This is a genomic window from Mycolicibacterium peregrinum (genome assembly GCF_001665625.1).
Classification (GTDB): Bacteria; Actinomycetota; Actinomycetes; order Mycobacteriales; family Mycobacteriaceae; genus Mycobacterium; species Mycobacterium peregrinum_B.
On sequence record NZ_LZSY01000053.1, the window covers coordinates 41,914 to 58,696 of the forward strand.

The 16,783-nt window shown below is 66.2% G+C and carries 18 protein-coding genes; 7 read left to right on the top strand and 11 right to left on the bottom strand.

Annotated elements, in window-relative coordinates:
• The first annotated feature begins 51 nt into the window (after window positions 1-51).
• On the top strand, window positions 52-1,269 hold the full coding sequence (locus A5779_RS07105; protein WP_064880322.1) for a serpin family protein: 1,218 nt from the start codon (window positions 52-54) through the stop codon (window positions 1,267-1,269).
• Here the strand turns inward: A5779_RS07105 and A5779_RS07110 are convergent.
• The gene (locus A5779_RS07110; protein ID WP_064880323.1) at window positions 1,226-1,801 is read right to left on the bottom strand and encodes a PadR family transcriptional regulator; all 576 of its coding nucleotides are present in this window, start codon (window positions 1,799-1,801) and stop codon (window positions 1,226-1,228) included. The genes A5779_RS07105 and A5779_RS07110 overlap by 44 nt on opposite strands.
• Before the next feature lie 102 nt (window positions 1,802-1,903).
• On the opposite strand from A5779_RS07110, the gene A5779_RS07115 reads away from it, so the two are divergent.
• A complete protein-coding gene (locus A5779_RS07115) occupies window positions 1,904-2,314 on the top strand; it encodes a nuclear transport factor 2 family protein (RefSeq protein ID WP_064880325.1) in 411 nt (136 codons plus the stop codon).
• A 35-nt stretch (window positions 2,315-2,349) separates the two neighbouring features.
• Here the strand turns inward: A5779_RS07115 and A5779_RS07120 are convergent, their stop codons facing one another.
• Complete coding sequence (locus A5779_RS07120; RefSeq protein ID WP_064880327.1) at window positions 2,350-4,200, bottom strand: hypothetical protein; 1,851 nt, start codon at window positions 4,198-4,200, stop codon at window positions 2,350-2,352.
• A 172-nt stretch (window positions 4,201-4,372) separates the two neighbouring features.
• On the opposite strand from A5779_RS07120, the gene A5779_RS07125 reads away from it, so the two are divergent.
• The 3 genes from A5779_RS07125 (at window position 4,373) to A5779_RS07135 (ending at window position 5,742) form a co-directional block, all read left to right on the top strand.
• Window positions 4,373-4,711, top strand: a complete 339-nt coding sequence (locus A5779_RS07125) for an ArsR/SmtB family transcription factor (protein ID WP_064880329.1) — start codon at window positions 4,373-4,375, stop codon at window positions 4,709-4,711.
• A gap of 2 nt (window positions 4,712-4,713) precedes the next feature.
• Complete coding sequence (locus A5779_RS07130) at window positions 4,714-5,199, top strand: SRPBCC family protein (RefSeq protein ID WP_064880331.1); 486 nt, start codon at window positions 4,714-4,716, stop codon at window positions 5,197-5,199.
• A gap of 126 nt (window positions 5,200-5,325) precedes the next feature.
• Window positions 5,326-5,742 carry a hypothetical protein gene (locus A5779_RS07135; protein WP_236734675.1) on the top strand — a complete coding sequence of 139 codons (417 nt, stop codon included), beginning with the start codon at window positions 5,326-5,328 and terminating at the stop codon, window positions 5,740-5,742.
• 10 nt (window positions 5,743-5,752) lie between these two features.
• On the opposite strand, the gene A5779_RS07140 is transcribed toward A5779_RS07135, so the two are convergent.
• The 7 genes from A5779_RS07140 to A5779_RS07170 form a co-directional block, all read right to left on the bottom strand.
• A complete protein-coding gene (locus A5779_RS07140; RefSeq protein WP_064880335.1) occupies window positions 5,753-6,385 on the bottom strand; it encodes a DUF305 domain-containing protein in 633 nt (210 codons plus the stop codon).
• Window positions 6,382-7,914 carry an LVIVD repeat-containing protein gene (locus A5779_RS07145; RefSeq protein ID WP_236734676.1) on the bottom strand — a complete coding sequence of 511 codons (1,533 nt, stop codon included), beginning with the start codon at window positions 7,912-7,914 and terminating at the stop codon, window positions 6,382-6,384. The genes A5779_RS07140 and A5779_RS07145 overlap by 4 nt, the downstream gene beginning before the upstream one ends.
• Window positions 7,915-8,017: 103 nt before the next feature.
• Window positions 8,018-8,803 carry an MHYT domain-containing protein gene (locus A5779_RS07150; protein WP_064880339.1) on the bottom strand — a complete coding sequence of 262 codons (786 nt, stop codon included), beginning with the start codon at window positions 8,801-8,803 and terminating at the stop codon, window positions 8,018-8,020.
• Between the two features lie 40 nt (window positions 8,804-8,843).
• Window positions 8,844-9,428, bottom strand: coding sequence for a GTP-binding protein (locus tag A5779_RS07155; RefSeq protein WP_064880340.1), 585 nt, complete (start codon window positions 9,426-9,428; stop codon window positions 8,844-8,846).
• Window positions 9,409-9,786: a DUF742 domain-containing protein gene (locus A5779_RS07160; protein WP_110776968.1), complete on the bottom strand. Its 378-nt coding sequence runs from the start codon at window positions 9,784-9,786 to the stop codon at window positions 9,409-9,411. The genes A5779_RS07155 and A5779_RS07160 overlap by 20 nt, the downstream gene beginning before the upstream one ends.
• On the bottom strand, window positions 9,783-10,238 hold the full coding sequence (locus tag A5779_RS07165) for a roadblock/LC7 domain-containing protein (protein ID WP_236734677.1): 456 nt from the start codon (window positions 10,236-10,238) through the stop codon (window positions 9,783-9,785). The genes A5779_RS07160 and A5779_RS07165 overlap by 4 nt, the downstream gene beginning before the upstream one ends.
• The gene (locus tag A5779_RS07170) at window positions 10,235-12,835 is read right to left on the bottom strand and encodes a sensor histidine kinase (RefSeq protein ID WP_064880393.1); all 2,601 of its coding nucleotides are present in this window, start codon (window positions 12,833-12,835) and stop codon (window positions 10,235-10,237) included. The genes A5779_RS07165 and A5779_RS07170 overlap by 4 nt, the downstream gene beginning before the upstream one ends.
• An 877-nt stretch (window positions 12,836-13,712) precedes the next feature.
• On the opposite strand from A5779_RS07170, the gene A5779_RS07175 reads away from it, so the two are divergent.
• Both A5779_RS07175 and A5779_RS07180 read left to right on the top strand, forming a co-directional pair.
• On the top strand, window positions 13,713-13,979 hold the full coding sequence (locus A5779_RS07175) for a hypothetical protein (protein ID WP_064880344.1): 267 nt from the start codon (window positions 13,713-13,715) through the stop codon (window positions 13,977-13,979).
• A gap of 229 nt (window positions 13,980-14,208) precedes the next feature.
• A complete protein-coding gene (locus A5779_RS07180; RefSeq protein WP_064880395.1) occupies window positions 14,209-15,018 on the top strand; it encodes a L,D-transpeptidase in 810 nt (269 codons plus the stop codon).
• Between the two features lie 164 nt (window positions 15,019-15,182).
• Here A5779_RS07180 and A5779_RS07185 read toward each other — a convergent pair whose 3' ends face one another.
• Entirely contained in the window at window positions 15,183-15,659 is a 477-nt protein-coding gene (locus tag A5779_RS07185; RefSeq protein WP_064880397.1) for a hypothetical protein, read from the bottom strand.
• 231 nt (window positions 15,660-15,890) lie between these two features.
• Window positions 15,891-16,757, bottom strand: a complete 867-nt coding sequence (locus A5779_RS07190) for a DUF732 domain-containing protein (RefSeq protein ID WP_064880346.1) — start codon at window positions 16,755-16,757, stop codon at window positions 15,891-15,893.
• Window positions 16,758-16,783: the final 26 nt, after the last annotated feature.

A 16,783-nucleotide genomic window follows, 5' to 3' on the forward strand; every position in this document is an offset into this window, starting at 1 on the left:
CACTAACGTCTGTGCGGCACCTGGCGTAAAACCGGCAGATAAGGTTCGCCTATGTCCGGCCTCGATAATCCCGAGCTCGTGTCTGCCTATGCTGCCCAGTTCAACCGGCACGTTCTCGGCAGGCACGCGGTGGCCTCGCCGCTGGGGCTGTGGCTGTTGTTGGCGTTGGTGGGACCCGCCACACACGGAACTGCCCGCCGCGATCTGGAGGCCGTGCTCGGCACGACCGTCGATGATGCCGCCGCGCGGGCCCGCGCCCTCTTGAGTGATCCGCACCCGGCGGTGTCCGCGCTTGCGGCGGTGTGGGACCGCAACCTCGGGCCGGCGTTCGACGACTGGGTTCGCACGGTGCCCGATGTGGTGGACCGGGGCCCGGTGCCGGATCAGGCGCAGGCCGATGCCTGGGCGCAGGCGAACTCGAACGGGTTGATCGATGAATTCCCGCTGCAGCTCGACGAATTGACCAGGCTGGTACTTGCCTCGGCACTGGCCACCGATATCGGCTGGGCGCGACCGCTGGGCACCACGAATGAATTGGGCGGGGTCTTCGGTACGGCGATCGGTACGGCGTTGATGCTCTCGGAGGGGATCCAGCTGATCGTCGAGACCGCCGCCGCCGGTCTGGTCGCGGTGGCTGCACCGCCCTCGTCGTCGGCGCTCGACGTCTTCAGCGTGATCGCCGCGCCCGACGTCGCGCCCCACGATGTGGACATGGCGGCACACCAGGTGGCGGCGATGCTGCGGGGCGACGAGCACGGCGCGCGCCGGGTCCCGGTCGAGGAATTGGCCGACGGCCACGCATGGACGGTGACCGACCGACGCGAACGCCGGGTCGGGGGCCCGGACGTTCACGCCGAGTGGCGTAGTTGTCTGCCGGCCTGGTCGGCGACCAGCGACCACGACCTGAAGGACGCTCCCGGCATCGCCCCGGTGTTCGACACTCTCCGCGGCTTCGCGAGGCGCGAGGATCTGCCGGTGGAGTTCACCGCCAAGCAGTCGGCCGTGGCGTCGTATACGAGGGAAGGGTTCAAGGCGGCGGCGGTGACAGCCTTCGACATGGTCGCCGGATCGGTGCCGCAGTTCCACGAGGTTCTGGTGCGCCGGATCGAGATCCGGTTCAACCGACCGTTCGCGGTGCTGGCGTGCGCGGACCGCTCGAACGGGCCGTCGCCGTGGCGCGGTGTGCCGGTGTTCAGTGCCTGGGTCGCCGAGCCGCAGGAGACCGTCATCGAGGCGGTCGGTGCACCGCAGCCAGTCGCTGTTCGATGACGGCCAGCGCCCGGTTCGCCCAGTCGATGTTCTCTTCCTCAAACCGGATTCCGCGTAGCAGCGTCAGGTAGGGGCCGATGCGGCCGGCCTCGGCGAGGTAGGCGTCTTCGGTGCGTCCGGCCAGGAGGTGGTCCTGGCCGCGCCGGTAGCGCGCGAGCTTGGCGGTAGCCCATTGGCGGCGTTCGGCGAGCGCGGCGCGGACGGCCTCGATGTTGCCCGAATCAACGGCCTGGATCTGTACCAGGAGGTCTTCGCGGATAGCGCCTGGCTTCGGCGGCACCTCGGTGAATTCGAGCAAGGCCTTGCGACCCGCGTCGGTCAGCGAGTACAGGCGCTTGTTCGGTCGCCGGTCCTGCTCGACGAGCCGCGCTTCGATCAGCCCTTCGGCGGACATGCGGTCCAGTTCGCGGTAGAGCTGCTGGGGCGTTGCCATCCAGAAGTTGGCGACTGACGCGTCGAACCCTTTGGCCAGGTCATAGCCCGATGCCTCGCCGTCGAGGAGCGTGGCCAGGATTGCGTCGCGTAACGCCATGAGCCGATGCTAGCAGCAATGCGAATAATCAAAATGTTGACTATAAGAATGGGGCGCGCCTACCATCGCCGCTAGTCGATGAATGGGTTGAGGAGGTGTCATATGCATCCGTTCCGGGAGGCAGTCGAGGCGCGTGACGAGGCTGCGATCGAGGCATTGCTGGCAGACAACGTGGTGTTCACCAGCCCGGTGGCGTTCAAGCCGTATCCGGGCAAGCCGATCACCGCGGCGATTCTTCGCGGTGTCATGCGGGTGTTCAAGGACTTTCGCTACATTCGCGAGATCGCCGATGGCCGCGACCACGCCCTGGTCTTCGAGGCCACGGTGGATGGCAAGAAGATCACCGGGTGCGACTTTCTGCATGTCGATGACGAAGGCAAGATCGACGACTTCATGGTGATGGTTCGGCCACTGTCGGGAGCCACCGCACTGTCCGAGGCGATGGCTGCGCAATTCGAACAGATCAAACAGGAAGCGGCAGAACAGATTCAGCGAGAGTCCACCACTGCTTGATGAGCGGCTCGCTCACGGCTCGATCAGCGGCCCGCTCACGGCCTGATCAGCGTCCCCGCATCCGACGCCGCCTTCTTCAGTTCCGGAATCGTCATGTCGGCGTAGTCGGCGTTCACCGGTCCCGACGCGTTGCCCAGCCACGGCACCACGCCGGGATCCGGGTCGACGCCCAGGTGGTAGGCCTGGATGCCGGGCAGGTGGTACTGGAGGAAGTTCACCAGAATGTCGGCGACGAAGATCGCGGCGCCGATCGGCCCGGTGCTCAGCAGCGCGGCCGAGTTCGCCAACGGGATTGCGGCTTCGGGGTTGCCGATCATCACGATCGACCCGTAGTGCGGCTTGCTGCCTCCACCGGGCACGTACTCCGGCATGAACGGCTGCAGTCCGGGCAGGTCGGTGGAGAAATAGGCCGCGGTGTCGCCGTAGGTCAGCACGTTGACGAACCCGGAGTCGGCGCCGTTGCCCGGCACCGTGGTGTTGAGGCCAGGGCTTTCGAAACCGACACCGCCGACGCCGGTCTGCTGCGCAACGTACGCGGCTTCCCATCCGCCGAGTGAGTGCCCGGTGACGAAGATGTCTTCCTTGCGGTAGCCCTGCGCGATCGCGGCGGCCTCCACCTCCTGCTCGAAGGCCACCGAGTCGAGGAAGGCCTGGGGTGGGGTGTCGGTGAAGATCACCTGCGTATCGGCGATCACCTGGGAGATCGCGATCAGCGGGTTGTGCAGCAGGTTCGTGCCGCCCGTCGTGCCCTGGTAGGCGATGATGATCTGGCCGTCCGGTGTCACCCAGGCCTTGCCGGACATACCGGTCAGCACATTGGTCGACTGCATCTGTTTGCCGTTGACCACGAACGGTTTCAGGTCGCCCGGGGTACCGCCCCACACGTACGCGGCGGTCGCGGCGTTGAGGAACTGCGACACGGTCGGGGTCTTGCCGGTGGTGGGCCCGTCATACGTCATCGTGGGCGGCACCGGTTGCGCGGCAGGAGTTTTGGTCAGCCCCAGCTGTCCTTCGATCTCGCGGAACGCCGCGAAGAGGGCGTTGTTGATCGGTGCGAAGTCGAGCGGGCTCTTCGGCCCGTTGGCGGACACGGTGATGTCCAGCACCTGCAGCACCGTGTTGACGATGCGGCCGGGCAGCTCGGCGATCTTGGCGATCGGCGAGAGCGGCTCAGGGGGCTTCGGTGTGGTCTTGGTTGTCGTGGTGACCGCGGCGACCTTGGCGGTCAGCGGGATCGCCTTCGCGCCGGTGTCGGGGGCGGTCCGGACGATCGCGGTGAGATCCGGCAGCGTGGCCTTGATCGCCGGGGCTTGAGCCGATGTCGGTGCAGATGCCTGCGCCCGCGACGGCGTGGCGTCCGGGAGCGCTGACGACGTGATCGCGGCCAGGCGTTTCGGGGTGGCTCGCGGGGAGAAGTCGGACTTGGCCGGCTGCGTGCCGACGGGCTGGACCGGAGCGGTGGGCCTGATGTCGCGCAGCTTCCCGCGGACGAAATCGGCAATCGACTCCTGCTGCGGCGCCGAAGAATTCGCCTTGGAGGCGATGGGGGACCGTACGGCGGATGTGTCGTCGTCTTCGTCCGACGAGGTCGGCGCGGGGGATGTGGTGCCGGCGGCCGGGGTCTTGGGCGAGGACGCAGATGTCTTGCCCGGCCGATTGCCGCGACGGTCGGTCGGCTTCTTGGGGCCGTGGCCGGATCCCGCGCTCGAATGGCTCGACGACTGGCCCGATGAGCCGGATGACCCGGAGGCGCTGGGGTCCGCCCAGGCAACGGTGTGCGCGCTGGTACCTGCGATCCCGACACCGATGCCGACGGCTATGACGGACAGGCTGTACCGCAGCGGTATGCGCTTGGCTGTTTTCGGGCAGCGTGAACCGTGCGCCATTATCGATGTCCCCCTTGACATTCCCCGACGTAGTCCGCATCCGCCGGTGACGGAAATGCCGGCCGCAGCGAACACATGCCGGCTCAATATATATGACAACGTGTGATGCCAGTCACGAATCTCGGAACGAACCGCTTGACAACATACAACCAATCGGTTGTATATTTGGGAGGTGACCGAGCGTGACGAGGACCGGGCAGACGCCCTGTTCCACGCGCTCGCCGACCGGACCAGGCGGGACATCATGCGCCGGGTCCTGGCGGGGGAGCACTCGGTCTCGGTGCTTGCGGCGAAGTACGACATGAGCTTCGCGGCAGTGCAGAAGCACGTCGCCGTGCTGGAAAAGGCCGGGCTGATCACCAAGAGACGCAACGGTCGTGAGCAGTTGGCCAGCGGTGACGTGGAGGCAGTGCGGTCGGTGGCGTCCATGTTGACTGAGCTGGAACAGGTTTGGCGTGGCCGCATCGCACGCATCGATGAACTGATCGCATGCGATCCCAAGGAGGACTGACCATGCCCGTGACCGACGTTCAACACGACCTCGACAAACTGACACTGACCATCACCGCCGACTTCGCGGCGCCGGTGCAGCGCATCTGGCAGGTGTACGCCGACCCGCGTCAGCTCGAAAAGGTGTGGGGGCCGCCGACCTACCCGGCCACTGTGGTCGACCACAGCCTCACACCGGGTGGCCGCGTCACCTACTTCATGACCGGCCCGGAGGGTGACAAGCACGCGGGCTACTGGGAGGTAACCGCCGTCGACGAGCCGAGTAGCTTCGCCTTCGACGACGGATTCGCCGACCAGGACTTCAACCCGAACCCGGAGATGCCGGTTTCCAAGAACGTCTACACCTTTGCCGAGCACAAGGGCGGGACCCGTGCCGTCTACGTGAGCACCTACGAGTCCGCCGAAGCACTTCAGCAGGTCCTGGACATGGGTGTGGTCGAGGGTGCTTCGTCGGCGATCAACCAGATCGATGAGCTGATCGCGTTCTGACCGACTGAGCGGGGATCGGGCCCGGTGGGCAATCACTTGTCGGGATAAGCGATCCGGGCCCACCTCCGCGTCGTAATCTCAGGTATGCATCCGCTCAGGGGTCTCGCCGGGGTAACCATCAGTGTCGTGTCGGCCGCGGCGGTGGCCGCGGGATGCACGACGACCGCAGGAACCCCGGTGGCGAAAACCACCAGCGCTGTGGCCTCCGACAGCGCCTCGACCGAACCGGCTCCTACGACGACCGAGTCGCCCAAGGCTGCCGAGCCGACCGGGGCGCCGGTCGGTACGGCGGTCATGAAGGTCCTCGGTGGCTCCGCCCCGGTGACGATCCGCTACCGGATCAACGGCGGTGCCGAGCAAACCGAATCGAACGTGACGCTGCCGTGGGAAAAGCAGTACTCCGTCTATGAGGAGGTGGAGTCGGAGGTCGCCGCCGATGGCGGAAGTGCCACGCTCACTTGCACAATCACGATGGACGGCGACAAGTTGGTGTCGTTCAAGACCGAGGTGAACCCCGTCTGCAACTTCTCCTACTGGGGTTAGCGTTTCCGCCTCACGGATACGGCAGGGGTGTGGCGGCCCGCGATTTCATCAGGTGTTCCATGACCTGGATCTCCTGCGTCTGCTCGGTGACCATGGCCAGGGCCGTACGCCGGATCGCCTCGTTGGAGCCATCGCGGGTTTCGTCGAATGCCATCTCGGCGCCGCCCTGGTGGTGGCGGGTCATCAACTGGAGAAACAAGGCTTCGTTTGCGGGGCCGGTGGCGCGCTGAAGGCGGGCCAATTCATCGGGGGACGCCATCCCCATCTGCATGCCGGGGGGCTGTCCGGTGTCGTGGTGATGGGACATGCCGTGTCCGGTGTGCTCTGTGGGCACCGTGGGGTTGAGGGGCTGTTCCGCCAGCTGTAGCCACCCGACCATGGTGCCGACCTCCGCCTGTTGCTGAAGTCTGATCTGGTCTGCGAGCGTGCGTATTTCGGGAGCGGCGTCCGCGCTGAGCAGGTCGCAGATGGTGATCGCCTGCTGGTGGTGGGTCATCATCATCTGCGCGAAGGTCACGTCGGCCTCTGACATCAGTGGCGGTGCACTGTCGTTCCGGTGGGATTCGGCGAACGCGCCGAGGAACGCGGCGGCCGCGATGACGACGGTGGCGCCGAAAATGCGGGCGGGAATGGAAGCGCTCATCGTGGCGGGTAGACGGTCGGGTCCAGCTTCAGGGTCATGAACCCGTTGTCGGAACACGTGACGTAGAGCAGGTTTCCCCGGAACTCCGGTGGTGACATGCACCAGTCTGCGGAGAAATCGGCCGGCTGTCCCCAGCCCGGCCGGTTGCCCAGCACGATGTCGGAAAGCTGGATCTTCCCGTCGAGGGCAGCCCGTCCCACCCCGAATATTCCGGTGAGTGGTGGGGTCGCGAGAACCGAAAGATTGTAGACGTGAATCGAATTGGGTAGGTCCTCGTACTTCTTGTCGGACTGTGCCGGTGGGTTGAAATAGGCGAGTTCCGTGATGTGCTCTGGGTCGCGGATGTCGAACACCCGGATACCCGACTGGATCCAACCACAGGCCAGGGCCGTCGGATCGTCTTGCCGGTCCACCGAACAGTAGTGAGAGTCGTAGGCGAACACCCCGTTGAATCCACCGCTGCTCGTCCAGTTGTCCATGTGTTCGGGCAGATTGATCTCGAGTTTGATGATGTTGCGCAGCTTGAGGTCGGTCGGGTCTGAGACGTCGAACAGCTTGACGCCCCCGGAACCGAGTTCGTCGATGGTGAAGATGTGCGGTACGCCTCGGTAGGTGACGTAGACGCTGTGCTGGGCCTCCTGCCCGTCCACCCAGGCTTTGTGGCTGTAGGCCGGAAGCAGTTGGTGCATGGTGAAATCGGGTGCCACCCGGTCCTGTACCGCAGAGGTGTCGAGCACCGTCAAGCCGCTGAACTGCGACATGTACATGGTCCGCCCGTCCGGTGCGAAGCCCATGCCGTGTGAGGCCCAGCCGACCGGCGCGCTCCACACCACATGCGGAGCAGTCGGATCGGTGATGTCCACCGCACTGTTCCAGATGATGCCCCCGGCCCAGTAGGTGTTGCCGTCGGGCGAGAAGTTGCCCTCGTGGGTGAGCATCGGGATCCGTACGCCGGGAAGGGAACCGGCGCCCTCGTTGAGCAGCCGGGGGTGCCGACAGTCCTGTGAGATGTCGTAGATGGAGATGTAGCCGCCCCCGAACAACAGGGGAACGCCCGTTCCGACCAGCAACCCCCGGCCCGCGTGTACCTTCAGGGACTCCCAGGTTCCGCCGACCATCGCCGGCTCGGTGAGCAGATCGGCCTGGACCGGGTGGGCAGGGTCGGACGCGTCGATCACCTGGACGCCGTTGGTGTAGGGCCAGGTGGACCCGACGTAGGTGCAGTTCTTGTATGAAGTGCTCGTGATGCCTGCGCCGGTGCCCTGGTGCTGACCGACCAGGTCGATGTTGCAGTTGTAGCCCTGCGCGCTGCGGTGGGATTCCCGGTCCGCAACCGGCACCTCACCCTGCAATCCGGTCTCGACCCGGTCGCCCGGTCGGCATTGCGCCTTGTCGACCGCGGTCGGCCAGATGTCGAAGCGCGTGTCGTATCCCGGCGGAAGTCCGGCGTGGGCCACAGCCGACGGCCCCAGTCCTGCGATGGCCACGAGAAGCGCGACGCATACCGCGCGGAGGAGGTTGTCCAGCATCGACCGCATCATGGCATTGCGGAACGTCGCTGCGGACAGAAACTGTCAGATTCGGACAGTTTTTACAGTCAGGCGGCGAAGTGTTGCGCCCGTGGGCACCGTTCTACCGGTGCCGCCCGGCCGTCGCTGCCACCGGTCGTGACGCGGTGTCCGCGTTCTCGGCGCTGCGATCAGGAGCCAGCATCACCGCGGTGATCGGGACCACGAGCGCGAGCAGGCCGATCACGAAGACCGGGAACAGGAACGAGAACACTTCGGGCCCACCGGGAACCGGCATCGTGTGGTCGACATCGACGCGCACCGCGGCCATGCCCGTGTAGTGCATGCCGACGACGGCGACACCCATCACGAGGCCGGCGACGAATCGGAGACCACGGGATTCGAGGACGAGGGTGAACCAGAGCGCGGCGGTGGCGGCGACGACGGCGATCACGAAGGAAAGGACGACAAGCGCAGTGTCGTAGGTCATCGTGCCCTGCATCTGGACGGCCCACATGCCGGTGTAGTGCATCATCGCGACGGCGAGCCCGGTGATGACGCCACCGGCGAGCAGGCGCTTCAGATCGAAGGTGCGACCGATCGTGATCAGGCCGACGAATACCGCCGCGATCGCGATGACGGCCGACGCGACCGTCCAGCCGAGGTGGTAGCGGACCATGCTGTTGGGGATCGCGAAACCGAGCATCGCGATGAAGTGCATGAGCCAGACGCCCACGCCGCCGATGGCGATCGAAGCCATGAGCAGCCAGCGGAGGCGGTCGCGTCCGTTGGTCGCAGTTGCACCGCAACGGGTGCATGCCAGGCCGACGACCGATCCGGTCACCGACACGATGTATGCCAGGAACAGCAGCCAGAGGCCCATGTCGAAATGATGTACTTGGTGGTTCATGGTGGATTCCTCGAGACTGTGAGACTGGCGGGCTGTGGATCTAGGGCGCTGCGGTCGGAAGGCGTTCCAGCGCAAACGATGTGATGGCGATCAACGCGTTCTTCGCCGAGTCGCGTTGCCGGGCATCGACAGTGATGATCGGTACGTTCGGCGACACGGACATCGCCTCACGAAGCTCTTCGATGCTGTGGGTCGGGGAGTCGTCGAACTCGTTGACGGCGATCAGGAACGGCAGGCTGCGGGCCTCGAAGAAGTCGACGGCGGCGAAGCTGTCCTCGAGCCTGCGGGTGTCGACGAGCACCACGGCGCCGATCGCGCCGTGGACCAGGTCGTCCCACATGAACCAGAACCGCCGTTGCCCCGGGGTACCGAAGAGGTAGAGCACGAGGTCGTCGGCGATGGTGATCCGGCCGAAATCCATGGCAACCGTGGTGGTTTCCTTGCCGGGAATCGCTTCGAGGTCGTCGTGTCCCTGCGAGGCGTTCGTGACGAGGGCCTCGGTGCGCAACGGCACGATCTCCGACACGGCGCCGACGAACGTGGTCTTGCCGACGCCGAAGCCGCCGGCAATCACGATCTTCGTCGAAGACACCGTGGAGCCGGAGTCAGAGTGCGCGTAAGCCACTGAGGGTCCTTTCGATCAGTAGGCGCCGTTCTGCAACGGTCGAGCGGTCGGTCAGGGTGGCGTGAACTCGGAGGTGGCCGCTGTCCACCAGGTCGCTCACCAGCACCCGGGCCACTCCGATCGGCAGACCGGCGTGAGCCGAGATCTCGGCGATCGACGGCCGGCTGCTGCACAACCGGACGATGACGGCGGGGATATCGCCTGGTGCGCAGTCGAGTTCACCGGAGGGCAGCAGGGCCTCCACCGGAGCTTCGATCGGGATCTCGACCCGGGCGCGGGTCCGACCCCCGGTCAGGGTGTACGGCCGGGCGCGGCTTGCGGTCTGCTTCTGCTCGGGTCTGTCCATGCTGAGCGTCATCGAGCACCATGGCCGGCGCGCGGGGTCGCCTCCACGGTCTTGCCGACCCGGTCGACGAGCAGGGCCATCTCGTAGCCGACCTGGCCGATGTCGCACGAGATCGACGCCAGGGTGGCGAGGTACGAGCCGTTGCCAACGCCCATCAGCAGCAGGAAGCCGTCGTCCATCTCGACGATCGACTGGCGCACGTTGCCGGCCTCGAACAGCCGGGCGGCACCGTTCGACAGGCTCGCCAAACCCGATGTCACGGCGGCCAATTGCTCGGCACGGTCAGCCGGAAGGTGGGAGTTCGAGGCCATCAGCAGCCCGTCGGCCGACACCAGGATCGCATGTGACACGCCAGGTACATCACGGACGAAGTTGGACACGAACCAGTCGAGGGTGCCGGAGGTCCCCGACGGTGTTGCAGCAGACCCCGCGGACCGATCCTGTGGTTGCGTGCCGGTGTTCATCGATCTCCTTCGATTCGGCTGTGTGCTGCGTCGGTTTCGGCTCGGCCTCTGCGAACGCCGGCCAGTTGTCGGCTCAGGATGTCGCGGATCGCCGCGGGGTCGTTGCCCCCGTTGGCCTTGGCCTGGGGTTCTGATCTTGCCTCATCGGGCACCAGGCGCGCTCCACGTTCGCGGATCGGCAGTCCGGATGCCGTGTGCCGCTTGGTTTCCTGCTCGACAGCCTTTGCTGCAGCCGCCCAGCCCGCGTCGGCGGAGCTGGACCAGACCCGGTTGCGGGATTCGGGCGCGGTGGGATCCATCAGCCACTCCGAGGCCATCCGCTCGAAGATCGGTGCACTCTCCAAACTCTCCGGCTCAATGTGCGGTTGCTCGGACTCGGTGGCGGGTATGGGCGCAGCGTCGGCGGGCTCGGCAGCGGCCGGGGCCGATGTTCCAGAGGTGAAGTAGGACAGCGGGTTGCCGCGCTGCGGCCGGTCGGGTTCCGCAGGTGCGGCCGGAGACGCCGGCGCCGGCGCGGTCGATGCGGTCACCGGAGCGGGGGTGCCGTTGACGCCGCTGGCACCGGGCGAGCGTTTCGGCAGCCCGTTGACGGTGGCCCGGGCCGGGGCGTCGGACCCTCGCTCCGACGGCAGCGACGCCGCCTGCGAGCCGTTGGCCTCGGCGTGCGCGCCGGTGGCGGCACTCGTCGGCGCATTCCGTCCTTCGTCGGCGGGCTGCGGTCGCGACCCGGTAAACGAGCCGTTGCGCAGATCGTCGAGCGACTCACCCACCCCGATGGGCGAGACCAGCGTGCCGGGGATGTGCACACTTGCCGTCACACCGGGCCGATCGGTCAACGCCGAGGTGGTGCGCAGCCGCACTGTGACTTCGTGACGTCCCGCCAGCCGGCCGACCACGAAAAGCCCCATCCGCTTGGCGGTTTCGGAGGTCACCTCGCCACCGAGCGCGAGCCGGTCGTTCGCAGCGGTCAAGTCGTCCTTGGACATGCCGAGTCCGCGGTCGGCCACCTCGACCAGCAGGCCGGCGTCGATCGCGCGTCCCACCGTGACCAACACGGGCGCATCGGGCGGCGAGTAGCGCAGCGCGTTGTCGAGCAGTTCGGCGACCAGGTGGCCGATATCGCCGGCGGCAGAGCCGGCGATCGAGACGTCGGCCAGGTGTCCGACCTGAACCCGGCGGTACTCCTCGACCTCGGACATGGCGGCGCGCAGCATGTCGGGCAGCGCGACGGGCGCGGACACCCGATGGCGTTCCACGGTGTCGGCGAGGACGAGGAGGTTGTCCCCGTTGCGGCGCATGCGCGTCGCAAGGTGGTCCAGGCGGAAGAGGTGATCCAGCCGGACCGGGTCCTCCTCGTCGAGCTCGAGTGTCTCGATGAGGGCCAGCTGTTCTTCGACTAGTGAGCGGCTTCGGCGGGACAGGGTTTCGAACATGTCGCCGATCTGCAGGCGGACACCGTGCTCGCCGGCCAGCCGGACGGCTTGGGAGTGGATGTCGTCGATCGCGCGCGCGAGCTGTCCGACCTCTTCATTGGTGCGGAACGGCAGCGGTTCGATCTCAGGTATGCCGCCGCCCTTGCTGAGCCGTTCGATTTCTTCGGGTAGCTCGACCTGTGCGACCTGCAGCGCCCCTTGGCGCAGGCGGCCGATCGACCGGATGAGCGAGCGGCCGACGGCGAGCGCGAAGACGAGGGCGGCCAGAACCGCACCGAGGATGATCGCGGTGTCACGCAGGGCATCGGACCGCAGGGCGTTGGCGCGATGGTGCAACGTGCCGTCGAGGTCGGCGGACAGGTCCTGGGTCATGGCGCGGTAGCCCTCGACGCTGGCCCGCATCGCGTCGGTGAACGCGGGCGCGTGCACGCTGTCGTCGGACGGTCGGGTGTAGGTGGCGCGACGGACGTCGGATTCCTTGGACAGCGCCGTGGCCTCGTCGGTGGTCATCAGCCGGTTGAGCCGATCGATCGCGGCCGCTTCTGCGCCGGCTGCGTCTGCGACCTCGGCGCGGAGCTCATCGGAATCGGCGAAATCGGGCGCGGCGATCAGTATCCGTTGCGCCGTCAGTGCACGCTGCGCCGCGAGGGCGTCCACGAGCTGGTCCGCGAGCGGGCGCACGGTGCGGTCGTCCACGGTGGCGGTGGTCGCTGCGATCGCGGAGACGACGCCGGAGGCCACGTTCTGCGCCCGCTCGGCGATCACCTGCTGGGGCAGTGGCCCGGATTTGAGGTCGTCGCGCAACGTCTTGGCGGTGGAGGACGCGGTCGTCAGCTCGGTGGCGACGGTCGAGTCGAAGTCGGCGGACTTGATCAGGGTGTCGAGCGCCTTGGCACTCTCGTCGAATTGTGCGAGCGGTTCGTCGATCGGTGCACCCGAGGCGGCGGCATACGCCAGCCCGTCGATCCGGTCGACCAGTTCCACCGCAGGCACCACGATCACGGCATTGTCCGACGCGAGGTTGAGCCGCGATGCGGCCGACAGCTCGTTGTAGATACGTACTGCGCCGAAGGTCGCCGCGAGCATGATCGGCAGCACCAGCGTCGCTGCCACTTTCCACCGCAGCGGCCAGCTCTCGATCGATGCGCGAGACGCCCGAGTCACGGTCGGACGCGCATGTTCTCCGACGCTCGGATCATGTGCATCCACAGCCGTACCACCCTTCACCGAGCTAATTGACGTTCTAGAAGGGCAGCTCGGCCACGGGACAGGTTAAATGATTGGTAACGATTGCGCATCGACGGGGCTAACCGCGGCGCGTTCGCTGGCGTGCTTCCTTAATTTGTGAGTCGCCCTACATGCAAGTTTCTTGCGAATGTAAGAAACTGGCCCGATTCTTGTGGGCTCCCCCGACGGGTAGTCGGGTCGCGGCGGTGAATCCGGTAGCTGGAATCCACGACGGCGACGATGAAACACTCTGAGAAGCTGAACAACGAGTTCCCAGACGACGGGTGGGGCGGATTGCGGTCGACACTCGACGGCCCGCTGTATATACGGCAAACCAGGGGCCGGTTACCCGGCGGCCCGGTGCATGGCCGGGGTGAAGCTGTCGGGGAAGCTGCACCGTCTCTCTGGGGGACGTGGGTGACAGCCGGATCGGGACGGGGACCGCGACAATCGACGGATTCCGCTGCGCGGGACGGTGATGCGTGATCATCCGTCTTCGGTGGGTTGTCACGGATCCGGCGTCGGGCAGGCCGGCGTTCTCGGAGGTTGGCGGGTAGCGGTCCCGCGACTGGCTGGGGTGCACGGGGTCATTGCGTCACCGTGACGCACTTCGACTTGCCGGAGCAGTCACAGCAAACAATGTCAAATTCAGGAATGTGAATTACGTCTCTGTTCAAGCTCTTTGGATGTGTAAAAGACGTTTAAGAGGGATCCTTAAGGAGTCCACGGCCAACTCGATGCACCGTCTCAGCTTGGCCGAGCACGCTTGGCACTGAGTAGAAGTGTCGTGAAGCTCCGCTGGAGGTCATTGAACATGGCGACAAAAGCTGCCGGCTCGACGGTTATCGAGCTGGCGACGCACCCACTGTGGTGTTCGTCGCAGCGGTACGCCCGTGAACTCGCCGCGGCCAAGCGCAGGCATCCGTCGTCCTATCGGCTTGACGATGAGGACGACGCGCCCGACGTGGAATCTCAGCGTCCGTCGCAGTCCGGCCTGCGGACCAACGCCCTGGTGACCCCTCTGGCGTGCGCTCGGGTCCTCACCTTGCACGCCGTCCGCGACGAGGCCATCGCGGACTGACGTCCGAAAGATCTCCGCGGTCTCAGCTGCGCGCAGCGCCCCGCCGTCCACCGCAATGGTGCAGTCGGCGAGGTAGGTCGCGGGCCCTTCGCCGCGGGCCCGACGCCGTAGCCGAAACGTGACGAACGCTTGACCGAATTGTCTACGTGTGACTACACATTCGGGCTGTCCGCGAGCCATACCATGACATCGTTCAAGATCATGGGGGCATCGCAGAGAGATCGGGTTGATGCGCGCGGTAGTTCAGGGTGTTCTCGTTCTGGTCGTGGTCGTCATGACCTATTTCTCTGGCGGTACGAACAGCGTCGACACGGCGGCGGTGAGCCTTCCGCTGACGTCGACCATCGAATCGATCGCGCCGGCCGCCGGCTCCGTCGTCGGGGTGGGGCATCCGGTGGTGGTCACGTTCAAGAATCCGGTCACCAACCGCCCTGTCGTCGAACGTGCCCTCGGGCTCAAGTCGACACCGGCTCGTGCGGGTACCTACGAGTGGCTCGACACCAATGTCGTGTCGTGGAAGCCGGCCGAGTTCTGGCCGGCGCACAGCACCGTGATGCTGTCGGTCGGGGGCCTGCGGACCGAGTTCCAAACCGGCCCAGCCGTTATCGGTGTCGCAGACATCTCCGAGCACACCTTCACGGTGACCATCGACGGGATCGGTGAAGAGCCGCCGATCGATCTCCCTGCGCCGCACCACCTGCCGCACGCCGGCGAGGCAGGTGTGCTGCTGGCCTCCCTGGGGCGTCCGGAATATCCGACCCCGGTCGGCACCTACACCGTTCTGGGGAAAGACCGCACGGTGAAGATGGACTCCAGCAGTGTCGGTATCCCCGTCGACGCGCCGGACGGGTACCTCCTTGACGTGGACTACGCGGTCCGCTTCACCCAGCGTGGTCTGTTCGTGCATTCGGCGCCGTGGGCCGTGCCGTCGATGGGGCTGGACAACACGAGCCACGGCTGTATCAGCCTGATCCCAGCGGCCGCCGAGTGGTACTTCAACACGGTCCACATCGGCGATCCGGTGATCGTCCAGGAGTAGCGAATCCCGCTGCGAGGCAAGTCAACGCAGCGCGAGGCAGGGCAGAACCCAGCTGCAGACTCCCGAAGACACACGAAGACACACGAAGGCAGACACGCAGAAGAAGACACAGAAAAGGCGCCTGGCTCGTGAGCCAGGCGCCTTTTCTGGCGCTGGGGGACGGGTTAGTCGGCGGGGCCGGGCAGCGTGGGCGTCCCGGCGACCGGGCCGCCTCCGGGCGACACGGTCGGCACACCCTTTCCGGTCCCTGCGGCGACCGTCACCGGAGCCGCGGCGATCGGTGCGGCGGCGGGGACGACAGGAGCGGCGGGTACCACCGGCACCGGCGGGGGTGCCAGCGGCACGGGCGGAACGATCGGTGGCGGGGGTGCCAGGGGGACCGGCGGAACCACCGGTGGCGGCGCCAGAGGTACCGGAGGCACGGCTGCAGGTGCGGCTGCGGGAACAACCCCCGCGGCTTCCACCGCCGGCGCGGCGCACGGTGCACCGGGCGCGGCGGCCCCGTCGACGCATTTATATCCGCCGGTCTTGAGTGGTAGCGCTGCCGCATGCGGGCTCAGCGCCATCGCGGCCGCCACTGCTGTCAGGCAAAACCCAGCGCCGATAGCAGTTTTGACGGTGATGTTGGCAAAGGTGGTCATCACGAGCGACTCCCTTTTTCGTGCGGATAAATTACATCGGTGAAAATTGTGTCGAGCGCAACCGTAGAGCTGCCCGAAATCGGTGTCCACACAAGTTCTCAGATGGTTGCGGGGTTGACACGTGAGTGAGCCGTACTCGTGACCGCATCGTTTCCAACCGCCCGCGTCCGGCGTGGTAAGGAAGGGTATCGGCAGCGCGAACTCCCCGTCAGGACGTGGTTTTCGCAAACATCACTGGCCGAGCTGCATCAGAATCCCTTTGGCCGCAAGCTGTTCGAAGCTGTAGCTGAATTCGCCACGGCGTCCGACCGAAAGGACGTAGCGGTCCTCACCTTCGGTCAGCGGTACGGTGAACGTGAAAGTGCAGTTGGCGGTACCGCTCTTGCCGGGCCCCAGGGTGGTGGTGGCCAGGACGTCGCCCTTGCCGTTCTTGACGGTGACGGGTGTGCCGGCATTGACGTCGGCATATCCGTTCGCCCCCTGGCATTTTGCGCCGTCCGAGACGATGCCCTCGGCCCCGGAATTATCGGTGAGTACGAAAGTGCCCGTGACATTGGCCTTTTCGAGTATGTGAAAACCCTGCGAGAAAAGCGGACAGAAGGTGTCGACCGCGATCTTGTCGGCGAGCAGGCCCTGCTGGGGTTCGCCGTCTTCCAGATGACGGCAGACCTGCCGACCGTGGGCAACGGCGTTGGCGTCGGAGTTGAACTGACCGCTGAGTCCGGCGTCCTTCAGTGCGTTGAGGTATCCGGCTTCCGGCGAGGGTGGTGGTCTGCGCCCGGCCACCAGCAGCACCCAGACCACGGCAGCGGCCATCACGATGATCGCCGCCGCGGCCGTCGTTCCCAACCAGGTTGCCCTGATACCCGACGTCTTCAGCTCGAGGTAGTCCGGCAGCATCCGCCCGCCACCCGGATCGCTCGATGCGCTTCGGCCGTCACGCACCCGATTCGTCGGATGCCCGGTGACGAAGTAGCGGCCTTCGTGACGCGCGGTGGGGTCCGGACGCCACCCGGTCGGTGCGGACGAGTGGATCTGCCCGCACCGGCTGCAGGTGTCGGCGGCATCGAGCGGAGATCCGCAATACGGGCAGGTCATCACTACCCGTTATATGCCGGTCAGAC